This is a genomic window from Vibrio paucivorans, from assembly GCF_054053395.1.
On sequence record NZ_CM133230.1, the window covers coordinates 2,628,976 to 2,642,901 of the forward strand.

The 13,926-nt window shown below is 47.2% G+C and carries 8 protein-coding genes; 4 read left to right on the forward strand and 4 right to left on the reverse strand.

Annotated elements, in window-relative coordinates:
- Positions 1-158: 158 nt before the first annotated feature.
- Both ACXABW_RS12000 and ACXABW_RS12005 read left to right on the forward strand, forming a co-directional pair.
- Complete coding sequence (locus ACXABW_RS12000; RefSeq protein ID WP_457522874.1) at positions 159-1,595, forward strand: amino acid permease; 1,437 nt, start codon at positions 159-161, stop codon at positions 1,593-1,595.
- Positions 1,596-1,801: 206 nt separating this feature from the next.
- Positions 1,802-2,695, forward strand: a complete 894-nt coding sequence (locus tag ACXABW_RS12005) for a DMT family transporter (RefSeq protein ID WP_457522876.1) — start codon at positions 1,802-1,804, stop codon at positions 2,693-2,695.
- Here the strand turns inward: ACXABW_RS12005 and ACXABW_RS12010 are convergent.
- The gene (locus ACXABW_RS12010) at positions 2,670-3,383 is read right to left on the reverse strand and encodes a helix-turn-helix domain-containing protein (protein ID WP_457522878.1); all 714 of its coding nucleotides are present in this window, start codon (positions 3,381-3,383) and stop codon (positions 2,670-2,672) included. The two genes, ACXABW_RS12005 and ACXABW_RS12010, sit on opposite strands and share 26 nt — an antisense overlap.
- 308 nt (positions 3,384-3,691) lie before the next feature.
- Here ACXABW_RS12010 and ygjJ point away from each other — a divergent pair, with 308 nt between their 5' ends.
- Positions 3,692-4,750, forward strand: a complete 1,059-nt coding sequence (ygjJ, locus tag ACXABW_RS12015; RefSeq protein WP_457522879.1) for a protein YgjJ — start codon at positions 3,692-3,694, stop codon at positions 4,748-4,750.
- 15 nt (positions 4,751-4,765) lie between these two features.
- Positions 4,766-7,144, forward strand: coding sequence for an alpha-glucosidase (gene ygjK / locus ACXABW_RS12020; protein ID WP_457522881.1), 2,379 nt, complete (start codon positions 4,766-4,768; stop codon positions 7,142-7,144).
- A 71-nt stretch (positions 7,145-7,215) separates the two neighbouring features.
- On the opposite strand, the gene ACXABW_RS12025 is transcribed toward ygjK, so the two are convergent.
- From ACXABW_RS12025 to ACXABW_RS12035, 3 genes are all read right to left on the reverse strand, one after another.
- Complete coding sequence (locus ACXABW_RS12025) at positions 7,216-9,339, reverse strand: alpha-galactosidase (RefSeq protein ID WP_457522882.1); 2,124 nt, start codon at positions 9,337-9,339, stop codon at positions 7,216-7,218.
- A 29-nt stretch (positions 9,340-9,368) separates the two neighbouring features.
- A complete protein-coding gene (locus ACXABW_RS12030) occupies positions 9,369-12,494 on the reverse strand; it encodes a beta-galactosidase (protein WP_457522884.1) in 3,126 nt (1,041 codons plus the stop codon).
- A 156-nt stretch (positions 12,495-12,650) separates the two neighbouring features.
- The gene (locus tag ACXABW_RS12035; protein WP_457522885.1) at positions 12,651-13,877 is read right to left on the reverse strand and encodes an ABC transporter substrate-binding protein; all 1,227 of its coding nucleotides are present in this window, start codon (positions 13,875-13,877) and stop codon (positions 12,651-12,653) included.
- Between the last annotated feature and the right edge of the window lie 49 nt (positions 13,878-13,926).

A 13,926-nucleotide genomic window follows, 5' to 3' on the forward strand; every position in this document is an offset into this window, starting at 1 on the left:
CCAACAGCTCGACGAATAACAGCGGGACCAGTGAGTGACATGCTCACTGGCCTCTCTGATTGAACTATAAGCGGGTCAGGCACAAGTACCAGACCTACAACTTACAAAACACCAATAAAGATAGAGTGTATACTAGACGTGATTCATTGGAGGACACTATGTCTGAATCTATGCGCGGCACCATTGGCAAATTTGCCTTGCTGTCGATGACATTTGCGGCGGTATTTAACGTCCGCAACATCGTAAACAACAACATTGAATTAGGCCTGAGCTCTGCGCCTATTTTCTTGCTGGCGACGATTGTCTACTTCATTCCTTTCGTATTTATTATCGCGGAATTCGTTTCTGCGAATAAAAACTCTGAGTCGGGCATGTATGACTGGCTTAAACAGCCACTTGGCTCAAAAGCAGCCTACCTTGGCTCGTTCTTATACTGGTTCGTAAACCTGTTTTGGTTCGTATCGCTACTGCCAAACGTTATTGCCTACGCGTCTTACGCGATGCTGGGCTACGAATACACCTTCTCACCAATGGTGACTTCAATCATCTCCATTATCCTGTTTGCAGCAGCTACTCATATCTCAACTAAGGGCGCATCTTGGTTAGGTAAGATTTCTGAGATTGTTGCCTACGGTGTATTTGCACTGTTCGGTATCTACGTTCTAGGTGCATTGATGGCACTAAGCGGTGGCGACTACACTCCTGCAGAACCAATCACAATGGAAGCAATGAGCCCAACAATTAACTGGGCAACGCTAGGTATCATGTGTTGGATTTTCCAAGCAGCCGGCGGTGCAGAAACGGCAGCAGCTTACTTAAAAGATGTAAAAGGTGGTCAAAAAGCATTTATCAAAGTGATCATCCTTGCTGGTGTGCTTATCGGTGCAATGTACGCCATTGGCTCACTACTCGTGAACGTATTCGTTCCACGCGAAGACCTAACCTACGCCGGTGGTATGGTCGAGATCTTCACTGGTATGGCTCAGTACTTTGACGTTTCTACCGCTATGGTTGGTCGCTTCGTTGGTATCGTACTCTTCATCGCAATGTTCGGCTCAATGATGATGTGGACAGCGGCTCCAGTAAAAATCCACTTCTCTGAAATTCCAAAAGGCGTTTACGGCGAAAAAACGACTGAGCTAAACGAACATGGTGTACCTGTTCGCGCAGCATGGTGGCAGTTCGCATTCGTTGTTGTGATGCTAGTGGTGAATGGCTTTGGTTCAGAGTCTGTTCAAGACATGATGAACCAAGCAATTAACCTAACAGCAGGTACAGCAATGCTACCGCCAATCTTCATCATGGTGGCGTACTTTGTATTCCGCTTGAAGTTCGACGACACACCACGTGACTTCCGCATGGGTTCTCGTAACTTTGGTATGGCTGTGGTTTCTGTTCTGATTCTGATCTTCGTTATCAGTATGACTGCATCGGCGTTCCCAACAGGTGTAAACCTAGTTCGCGCCTTCTTCATCAACGTATTTATGACCGCAGTCTTCTCGGCTCTGGCATGGTGGTGGATTTCTCGCTTCGAAAAAAAGCAAGCAAAAAAAGCCGCTAACCAAGAGTCTGGTAAACCAGCAACTCAAGCATAAGTTCCTAATTTACTAGTCCATTAGTAAGTCCATGGGCACCGAAAGGTGCCCTTTTTTGTTTCCTACTCCTCAGAAACTTCGCCTTCAAAGCACATTAAACCGTCTTTTCGGACAACTCTCATTTCATAAGCCACGGTATAGTTTTCCTTAACGTGTGCGCCCACGACCTATTCCATTTAGTCATGTTTGCGGTTAAGGAAACCAAAATGAAAAACCTCAACACCTTTGCCCCGGTTCTGTTTCTTGTTATGTGGAGCAGTGGCGCAGTAATCGTAAAACTCGGATTGCAGTTTGCTTCAGAATGGAGCTTTTTAACTCTGCGAGCTGCACTCTCGTTCGCCTGTATCAGTATGATGTATCTGATAGCCAAACGCCTCTATCCCAATGGATTTACGCAGGTTCGACGTCAGGATTTCAAAAGCATTCTCGCTGTCGGACTAATGCTGCAAGTGTTGTATCTCGCCTTTTATATTTTGGCGATTGGCTCAGGCATCTCCCCAGGCTTGGTGACTTTAGTACTTGGCTTACAACCGCTGATTACGCCACTACTGTGCAAGCAGCGACTCACGGCTACTCAGATCATATTACTTATGGTCGGGTTTGCTGGGCTAGCAATTGCCATTTCAGGTTCGCAAAGCATCCAACACATTGCAGCAACGGGTTTTGTCTTCGCCCTATGTGCTTTGCTGGCCATTACCGGTGGAACTATTTGGCAAGCGAACATTCGAGTGCATTCGGTGCAAGCGATGTTCTACCAAAGCGGTTTAGCGACACTTTCGTTTGGCGGTTTAACCCTACTGACCGGATGGCAAGTAGATTGGACGGGCGAGTTTGTATTTGCTTGGCTGTGGATGAGTTTAGTCGTGTCGGTCGGCGCATTGTTGCTACTGATGTATATGGTCAAACAAGACAGTGCCGACAAAGTTAGCGTCCTGTTTTACGCCATCCCGGTGCTGACGTATTTATTTGACTACTTGCTGTTTGATGAGCCACTGACACTCACCACGTTGCTAGGAATGGTCATTGTCGCAAGTGCAGTGATACTTTACCGAAAGTATACCTACGTTCGCCCGGCTAACTTTGCCAACGATGCTGCTTAGGTGGCTGATTAAAATATCGAGTAAAACTGCGAGTAAACGAAGATGCGCTACTAAACCCGACTTTCTCGGCGATGATGCTAACGGGCAAGTCGGTGTTTGCCAGCAGCGTACTCGCTCGCTCCATTCTCAATTTAGCGAGGTATTTCAACGGCGTAAGTTTTATGTCTTTACTGAACAGATGTTTAAATTGAGTCGGGCTTAAACAGGCAACGTCAGCCAACTCTTCAATGGTGTGTGGCTTGGCAATATCTTGATTCAGATATTGAATGACTTTCTTGATTCGACTGTCGACTTTTTCTCCAGACTCTTGACGAACAAGTAACTCAAATAACAGCACCATCATGTTTTCTTCCAGCTCTGCCGAGGTTGAAAGCTCAAGCTGTTTTTCAATAAAGCGGATGTAGTGATGGCTGGCTTCATCTAGATGCAGAATTGGGTATTGCAAAGTCAGTAATTGCTCTGGCAACTCATCCACATCGATAACGAGAAAACGAAAGTCTTCTCGGGCTTTAAACTCATGAAAGCACCCAGATTCGATGATGACACAATCTCCATACGACACACTTGCCGCTCGCCCGTCGAGCGTTAAATCAATGAATCCACGCAATGGCAACAACACTTGATGATGAACGTGACTGTGTCCATCGGAAGATGGGCTGTAAGAGCGAATGGTAATTTTGTCAGTCACATCATTTCTCACTGCATGGTTGTTTGGTCCCCCAGCCTATCATACATAGACACATATCAATCAATTGCAGATTAATTCCGTATGCCAATACCTCAGCTATATCGTTTAAACATCAAAAAACCTCAAAAGGTAAAATTTTACTAAATGTAGATCACACCTTAACTAAAGAGCATTTAGTCAAACTTAGATTGATCGATAAAATTATCATCAGCTAGTGCGCAAAGTTGATCATACGCCTATAGAGCACACCCCAACAGAATCAACCAGGCCCACCAAGCAAATTCCTACACAATTAAGAAGTGACTAAAATGAAATTACATTTTACTAAAACTGTTTTATCCGGGTTAATTCTTGCTGCTGTGAACGTGCACGCTGCTGAAAGCGAAGCCAACCACAGCACCACTCAACCACCACAAGCCAGCTCGCCAGAATTGAGCTTCGACTTTTACGGTGAATTGGGTGTGGGTGGTCATGTTGCTCTGGAGGGTGACGACAAAGGCCGTTACGCCGACGGTACGTATATCGAAGGTGGTTTAGCGGTCGAGTATGGTAACTGGTTTGGTCTGGCCTACATGGAAGGCTGGACAGTTCAGGCAGACGACGATGGCAATGCTTGGGCAACCGGCCACGGTTGGGGCGGCTTTGAAGGTGGTTTTAACCGCTTCTATGCTGGCTACCGCACTGATGGCAATACAGAATTTATGGTTGGTCGTATGGACTCTTCTCTGGATGATATCCAGTGGTGGGGCGATGCAACTGTTGAGTACGGTTACGTTATTTCCAATACCCGTGACGTATTCTTAGGCGCAAAAATCCAGAACTTAGACGGTAAGTTCCGCTACAGCATCTCTGCAGCACCGGAGTCTGACTTCTCTGAAGATGACTCTTGGGTGAACTTTGGCAAATACGACCGCTTTGCCGATCAATGGATCGACAAGAACGCAATGGTCAACGGTTATATTCAGTATGATATCGCCGAAAACCTAACCCTTTTAGGTGGTGCCGAAGTTCGTAACAACGATGGCGGTGAGCTATTCCTATTGGGTGCTGAATACAAAAACGTTGCAGCACGTGTATGGCACGATACCGACAAAGGCAACCAAGTTTCAGACGGCACTGAGTCAGGCTTTATGACCAGTACTTGGTACGAAGCAGCCCCGGGCGTCTACCTATCTGCTGCTTATAACTACGCAAACTTCGAATCTGATACTGCGGAAGACGAAATCACGTCATACATCAACGCTGGTGTTTGGTGGGAATACGGCAACGGTACGTGGGCAACAGCCTTCGATAGCCGCTTCGCAGTTGGTAACGACAATGTCACTGGCGACGCTCAAGTTTTCGCAATGCAATACTTCTACTGGTAAACCGAGGATTAATTCATGACTTTACGTAAAACGCTTATCGCTTTAGCCGTTGGTTCTGTAGTTACACTATCTGGCTGTAACGCGCTTACTTCTTCTGAAGCGCCGCTACAAGCGAACGAATTTAAGAACGTCATTGATCGTACTGGTTCACCAGAATACATGCGCGATTACGATTTCGATGATCACCAACGCTACAACCCATTTTTCGACCTAGGTGCATGGCACGGCCACCTGCTACCAGATAACGCAGACGGCATGGGCGGCTTCCCGGGTACTGCGCTATTAACAGAAGAATACATTAACTTCATGGCGAACAACTTTGACCGCCTAAGCGTGTACAAAGATGGTCAGAAAGTCGCGTTCGAAATGGACGCTTACAGCCTGCCTGGCGCGTTAGTTCAAAAACTCACATCTAAGGATGTGACGGTTGAAATGACTATTCGCTTCGCTTCAGACCGTACTTCTCTATTGGAAACTAAAATCACTTCAGACACACCTGTAGAGCTAGTGTGGGACGGTGAACTGCTAGAGAAATACCACGCGAAAGAGGGTGAGCCTCAATCAGATAAAACGATTGATGAGCAATACCCAGATTACAATCGTACGATCGTCGCAACCGACGACGGCCTTAAAGTTACATTTGGCAAAGTTCGTTCTACTTGGGATCTTCTGACTTCCGGTGAATCTGAGTATCAAATCCATAAATCTATCGATATGGAAACTAAAGTCGATAGGCACCGCTTTACGTCTACAGCCAGCGTAGAAGGCTCAACGACGATCTACACTACTTACACACACGTGTTAACCGCGCAAGAGAATCAAGCTGAACAGGCGAAGATTGCCGATATTCTAGGCAACCCAGAATCTTACCTAGAAGCTTCTGAGCAGCGCTGGGAAGACTACCTAGAGAAAGGCTTAACCAACCCGCACGCTACACCAGAGCAAGAGCGCGTAGCTGTTAAATCAATGGAAACATTGAACGGTAACTGGCGCGGTGTTGCTGGTGCAATGAAGTTTGATTCTGTGACACCTTCTGTGACGGCGCGTTGGTTCTCAGGTAACCAAACTTGGCCGTGGGATACGTGGAAACAAGCGTACGCAATGGCGCACTTCAACCCAGATGTAGCGAAAGACAACATTCGTGCAATGTTCGCATACCAGATCCAAGCAGACGATCCAGTACGCCCTTGGGACGAAGGCTATGTGCCAGATCTACTCGCTTACAACCTAAGCCCTGAACGTGGCGGTGATGGTGGCAACTGGAACGAGCGTAACACTAAGCCAAGCCTAGCGGCATGGGCAGTAATGGAAGTGTACAAAACCACTGGTGACAAAGCATGGATCGAGGAAATGTATCCTAAGCTAGTGGCTTACCATGACTGGTGGCTACGTAACCGTGATAACAACGGTAACGGCGTTCCTGAGTACGGTGCAGCTGTCGATAAAGCGCACAACACACCAGAAGGTGAAATGTACTTCACCGTGGTACGTGGCGACGATCACGAGACCATCATCGGTAAGAAAGCACTGGCTGAAGTCATGGCGAAGGGTGATTACGATTACATCGAAAGCCCAGCTCAAACAGCAGCTTCTTGGGAGTCTGGCCGTGATGACGCAGCCGTATTCGGTTTCATCGACAAAGATCAGCTAGATGCTTATGTTGCGAACGGCGGTAAGCGCAGTGATTGGGACGTAGAGTTTGCACAAAACCGTGCGGAAGATGGCACTCTATTGGGTTACTCATTGCTGCAAGAGTCCGTTGACCAAGCCAGCTACATGTTCAGCGATAACCAATACCTAGCGGAAATGGCCGACATGTTAGGCAAAGATGAAGACGCGAAAGCGTTCCGCGCAAAAGCGAAACACCTAGCCGATTACATCAACACTTGTATGTTCGACGAAAGCACAGGTTTCTTCTACGACATCCGTATCGAAGACAAACCATTAGCAAATGGCTGTGCGGGTAAACCAATCGTAGAGCGTGGCATGGGCCCAGAGGGTTGGTCTCCACTATTCAACGGAGCCGCAACACAAGCCAACGCTGACTCTGTGGTGAAAGTGATGAAAGATACTGAAGAGTTCAACACTTACGTTCCACTAGGCACTGCAGCGCTGTCTAACCCTGCGTTTGGCCCAGATATCTACTGGCGTGGACGTGTATGGGTGGATCAGTTCTACTTCGGCCTGAAAGGTATGGATCGTTACGGTTACGGCGAAGATGCGGTTGAAATGGCAACCGCTTTCTTCGACAACGCTGACGGCCTAGTTCAAGACGGTCCAATCCGCGAGAACTACAACCCACTAACGGGCGATCAACAAGGTGCACCTAACTTCTCTTGGAGTGCCGCGCACCTATACATGCTTTACAACGACTTCTTTACCGAAGACAAGTAATTCCCCGCGATAAAGTTATTAAAAAGGGCACCATTAGGTGCCCTTTCTTTTTATCTCGAGTAAGCAGTCATCTATTCAGCCAACTCTGTGACTTCAAGTAACAACGCCGCTTCTGGGTCAAGAATGGGTAACGATAGCCCCATATTCATTAACCATTCTCCGTTAGCGACCAACTCACCACTTTCCCACCAGCCCGCATTTTCCTTCATCAGCGAAGCGCTGCTTTGTGGGTAATCCACCAACTTAATGTGGTAGTTCGCGCTTGGGTTAAGTTCTATCAATCGAATAGGATCAGGTAATGCATAGTCTGGCATCGCTAACTGGCACACAATGACGATACTTTGCGAACCATTGCTCACACCATAGGCTAAACGCGTGTCATCGATGTTATCGAGATAAAAGCTGCGCCCATGATGCAACAACTCACGATAGTGTTTATGCAAAGTAATGTAATGAGCGAAAGCCTGCTTTTCTGATTCCAACTCTTTTACCGGGTCCAGCTCTACCCCCATATGGCCAGTCAGCGCAGTTAAACCTCTCAGGTTAATACTGTGAGTTCGGCGCGTGGTATGGCTGTGTTTAGGACCAATATGCGCCCCCATCACTTCTGGAGGGAAAAAGATCCCCATGTGCTTTTGAATCGTTTGGCGCTCCAATGCATCGTTGCAGTCTGAGGTCCAGAAGCGACAAGTTCGCTTGAGAATCTCGTAATCAATCCGTCCACCACCTGAAGAGCAAGACTCAATCTCTACATTTGGGTGGGCGCGATTCAACTTATCGATAAGGCGATATAAAGCGCGTGTTTGCCCATTAACGGAAGCTTGTCCTTGGTGAATCGGCTGTACCAGTTCTCGGTTCATATCCCACTTCACGTAGCCAATATTGTGCTCTGCAAGCAGCTTATCTAGGCTGTGATACAAATAATCAAAGCAGTCTTGGTTTTGCAGGTTCAATACATATTGATAACGCCCCGTTGGCTGCTCATAGCCTTGTGCAGCTAGCAACCATTCAGGGTGAGCGCGGAACAGATCCGAGTCTGGGTTGACCATTTCTGGTTCCACCCAAATACCAAACTCCATTCCGAGCTGATTCACGTGCTCAATGACTGGATGGAGACCGTTTGGATATTTACTTTGATCCAGTACCCAATCGCCTAACGAAGACTTGTCGTCATTTCGCCCTTTAAACCAACCATCATCAATAATAAAACGTTCAACGCCAATTTTGGCAGCTTCGGTCGCCATCTGGCAGATATACTCAGGATCGTGTTCAAAGTAGATTCCCTCCCAAGTATTGAGGTGAACCGGACGCGGTTTGTTAACATCAAATGCTAGAACCTGCTCGCGGACAAACTGGTGATGGCTTGCTCGGATACCGTTAATCCCTGAACGGCTGTATGACGCGTATAACTCCGGCGTGGTGTAACTTTCATTTTCGGCCAGTACGATTTCACCCGGCAGTAATAGTTCCCCGGCTTGCATAAAACGGCGACCATCGCTTTTCACTTCTGCGCGTAGTTGATGATTACCACTCCAAGCCAGATGAAAGCCCCACACTTCCCCGTTTTGCTCGCTGAATCCACTCTGGCCGAATAAACACGCTGGGAAGTATTCATGCGATGTTCGGCCACGGCGGTTTTCAGCGCTCCAAGCACCATGAGAAATCAACTGCCGGTTGGCCTGTAGCTCTAGGCTCCATCTACCGTAGTAACTTTCAACCTCGTTCGCTCGATGTGGGACAGGCAGAGTAAGCGCCAATTTGTTTAACGTATAATCAACGCCTGACTGATTGGTGAGTGTCATCTGCTTGCGTAGTATGCCAGTAGCAGAATCGAGTGCGAGTGTGATGCTGAGCGCTAAGTTTGCTTGCTGATCTAAGCAATGTATCTCCGCCACATTGTCATTTTGCTGATGGGAAAGGTATTCAAACCTTGGCATAGCATTAAGCCCAGCATGATGGCCTTCGATACCAGATGCCCCAAATGAGCCTCGCCCTAGTTCTGGACACAAGGTTAGCGGAACATCGTGGTCGAGCCGTGCTTGTGGCACCGTTCGCTGTTGAGTATGTATGAATGCCTCTATCTGATTAGCATTCAGTGGTGTTATAGCCGCTCCCCAATACACAATTTCGGGCGCAGGTGTAAGCTTCACTAACAAGGAGACAAGTGGACTATGAAGCTGAATAATCTGAGTCATTGACGGTAAACCCTCAAAGTAAATTACGGCTACTGCTGAAACTGCAAGCAGACCTGATATCGGTATCGATTTTGTGTCAGTTGATACGCCTGATGCACACTCGGAGTCCAAGAGTCATCGCCGCCTACCCCCATATGGAAGCCATCAATACGCACAAACAAAGTATCGCTCTTAGTCAGCTCATTAGTGTGCTTCGCTTGAGCCAAATTTTGCTGACTGTATTCACTCACCGAAAAATGGAACTGGCCTTTAACCCACAGTTCACCAACAGCGGCTTGCTGCACATCACAGCGCAAGCCATTTTCTGATGGGAAGATGTACCCCGTATGCATATCGGCGATACTTGCCTCATAGTGCCCCATATGAGCTGATAACTTTCTGTCTGGGTAGTTTTCATGTGGCCCACGCCCATACCAGCTCACTGGCAACTGGTGCTCACTTTCATCGTGATCAAACATCGCGACTTCCATGCCAATCCTCGGCAATGGCGGTAGATCGTTCGCTAGCGAGACGTCGATATCGATGTCTACTTGTCCTGCCGAATCAATTTGGTATCGCCAGTCGGACGTAATATACAGTTTGTCGTGATGGTAATAAGCTTGGCGACAGATGACTTCAACCCCACTGCGGGTGTAATACCATTCAAGGTCGAACGCTTCACGGCGCAAGCTGGCTAAACCGATCGACTGCCATCGAGCAAACCAGGAGTTAGGATCAAGCTTGTCGGCTTCACTGGTACCAATATCGTTGTCCAGTGGGGCTCGGTAAAAATTATCGACAATGGGTTGGCGTAACTTTTCGTTATCGTTAACTTTCCAACTCGCAATCGCGCCAAGCGCTTTATCAAACTCAATCGCAAATAGATCACTGTAGACCAAAAGCGTATTTTCGTTATCAGCAACATTAGCCTGCCACTTAGATTTGTCGTTGGTAAGGGATAGCTCACCACACCCCAAAAGCTCAAATTGCTCTATTGCCGTGATATGGCCAGCCTTAGCCCAAGCCGTATCGTTAACTAATTTTACCTGCAAGTTTAAATGGTACTCTGCCCCGGGCTCTACTCTTGGTAAAGTGTTTTCAAGCACCAGTTCCACTTTTTGTTCCGCCCCCACAGCAAGCTCAATATGTCCTGATTCCACCTCTCGACCGTTGGCGGTAATGCTCCAATAAAGCGCTTCGTTATCACTGTTTGTAAACAAGTTCTCACTCTCGATGGAGACGCTTAGTGGGGTTTGCGATAGCAAACTAAACTGGTAAAACTGCTGGGCTCTCTTTACTTCATGTAATGTTGGATGAAGGCTTCTATCTGGGAAAACCAGCCCATTGATGCAGAACTGACGGTCGTTAATATGATCATCAAAGTCGCCGCCATACCCCCAATAGGTGTCGCCACTCGGCGCTGCTTTTGTCAGGCCTTGATCAACCCAGTCCCAAATAAACCCTCCTTGCAAGCGCGGGTTATCTCGAAACGCTTGCCAGTAGTTATTGAAACTGCCTAAGCTATTCCCCATCGCATGGGCGTATTCACACAATATCAGTGGGCGCTGTTCATTCGGCAATGCGATGGTCTTTTTGATACCGATACGAGGCGTGATTTCAGGCTGATGAGCCACCACTGGAAGATCCCAATCTACGCGCGCATACATTGGACAGATGATGTCGGTTGCGGCTGTCATCGCCCCACCGCCTTCATATTGCACCGGACGAGAAGGGTCTCGCTGCTTTACCCACTGGTACATAGCATGGTGGTTGGCGCCAATACCGGACTCATTACCCAATGACCAAATAATCACACTAGGGTGGTTTTTATCCCGCTCAACTAAGCGCGTCATCCTACGCATGTAACTTTGCAGCCACTCGGCGCTGTCGGACAAGCGGCACATAGGAAACTGACCGTGTGTTTCGATATTCGCTTCGTCGACCAAATATAACCCATACTCATCACACAGTTGATACCAAAGCGGATGGTTGGGATAGTGGGCGGTACGCACTGCATTGAAGTTGTGTTGTTTAAGCAACTTAATGTCGCGAATCATATCGTCTCGCGTCATAACATGCCCTAATTCTGGGTGATGCTCATGTCGGTTCACACCTCGAATTAGCAGCGCCTTACCATTAAGTTTCAGCTGCCCCTGGTCTATTTCGACTTTACGAAATCCGACCGAATAGGCTTCACAGTCAATGAGCTGACCCGCTTCATCAATCAACGCGACAACAACACGGTACAAATAAGGACGTTCGGCACTCCATAATTTGGGAGATGCTACCTCTATACTGTGCTGCGCTCTATCGCACCAAGCGCCTTTCTCATCGACAAATTGCTCCCCTGCGTTGGCCGTCTGTTCAGCAATCAGCTGATGCTTCGCATCGAATAAGCGCACTTGAACCGTATGGGGTAAGTTTTTACGTGACAGTGAAGTTTCAACGTGAAGTATTGCATCCCGATAACACGCGTCTAACTCGGTTTGGATTTCTACATCTCGGATATGAATCGTAGGCTTGGTTGTTAAGGTTACGTCGCGGAATATACCGCTTAGCCACCACATATCTTGATCTTCTAAGTAGGAACCATCACTCCATCTCATCACCATTACCGTCAGGTGATTTGTGCCCTCAGCGAGATATGGTGTCAAATCAAAACACGCCGCAAGTCTTGAGTCTTGAGAGAATCCAACCCACTTGCCGTTACACCATAAATGGAAAGCACTGTTAACTCCATCAAAGGTTATCGCTGTAACCTTTCCTTCTTCAATCTGATGCTCAAACTGAGTACGATATACCCCCGTCGGGTTAAGCTTAGGCACATAAGGTGGTGTGTCTGGAAAAGGGTATTTTACGTTGGTATAGATCGGCTTATCACGGCCTTGCGTCGCTTCAGGCGCTAGCTGCCAATTGCTCGGCACCGCGATATCATGCCATGTGCTGTCATCAAAACTCTTCTCAACGCACACCTCAGGAACCAGCTCAGGGGCATCAAACAGACGAAAGCGCCATTCACCGTTCAGAGAACACTGATTGACAGATTGTCGGTTCTCCAATGCACTGGCTTCATCGGAAAATGCATGTAGCGGAGCATGAGCAGGTAACACATTGTGGTGCACAATATGCTGATTCTCCCATTCTCTAGCAGCAAGAATTTGAGCAAAAGTTTTCATCACAGCATCCTTTAACGATAAGAATGAAATACAAGAATGTCTCTTAGAAGGGAAAGTGCCAGAAAGACACTTTAGGGAATACCGCCCCTCGCTTGCTCGATAAACCGACAAAGGACTCTAACTCACGAAAGACGGTATATAAGGTGCAGTCAAACGTTACTTAAAGGTACGCTTGCTGACTTTATCTAGTTTCTTCAGGATCTTATCAATTCTCTCTGGGTGAACCATAAACTCTTGGAAGCCTTTCATGCCTTCTTTCGCCATAGCTGGATCAGTATCACGGTCGTAGAACTGAGCTGTACCTGAAGCGGTATTCAACATCTCAACACCTTTATTCAAGAACGGATCGTTTTTCACTTTTGCTTTGTTGTTGGTTGGGATCTGCAACATCATTTCATTGATAAGCTGCTGATTCTCAGCACGAGCAACAAATGCTAGGAATTTACGTGCATCTTCTTTGTTCTTAGCTTTCGATGGGATATGAATCGTATCCATTGGCGCATCTTCTGCTTTTGGCACATTCGGATCGATAATCGGGAACTGGAAGAAGCCCATTTTATCTTTCACATCTTCTGGGAAGTTCGCTGTTAGGAAGTTACCCATCAGATACATAGCAGCCTGACCGTTGTATAGGAAAGGTTGCGCTTCTTGCCATGAGTATGATGCATGGTTATCTAGGAAGTAACCTGGTTCGACAAGCTGTGCCCAGTTGGCAAAAGTTTTCTTCACTCGCTCATCAGAGTAAGGCACTTTGCCATCCATCAATTGAATGTGGAAATCGAGACCGTTGGTGCGCATGTTGATGTAATCGAACCACCCAGCGGCTGTCCATAAGTACTTGGTACCTATAGTAAATGGAGTGACTCCATTCTCTTTTAGAGTCGCCGATGCTTTAAGTAAGTCGTCCCATGTTTTTGGTTCAGCAATACCGAATTGTTGGAAAATATCTTTGCGGTAGTAAATGCCCCATTGGTAATACGTGTAAGGCACACCATACTGCTTATCTTTAATGGTCATTGCAGGCTTAGCAGAGGCAAAGTCATCATACATACCTTGTGATTGCCATAAATCACTGACATCTTCAAACAAGCCACGATCAACGAAAGTCTTCATGCGGTTACCAGCGTACCAGAACACAACATCTGGTGGAGAAGTCACTAGCCAGTTACGAATCGTAGTTTTGTACGCTTCATGATCGTAAAGGTTGTACTTGACGGTAATATCCGGGTTTTCTTTCTCAAAGCGTTCAACGATTTCTCCCCACGCCTTTTTTGGCGCAGGATCGGAGGCATCTGAGTTAATCACTAACGTTCCCGCCCAAGCAGAGGTGGATAACGTAGCCCCAAGTACCGCAGTAGCAGCAAGATGTTTCACGTATTTCATATTCAGGTCCTTGTTATTGAGCATTTTGCTCATGGGTCCAATTGCTTTT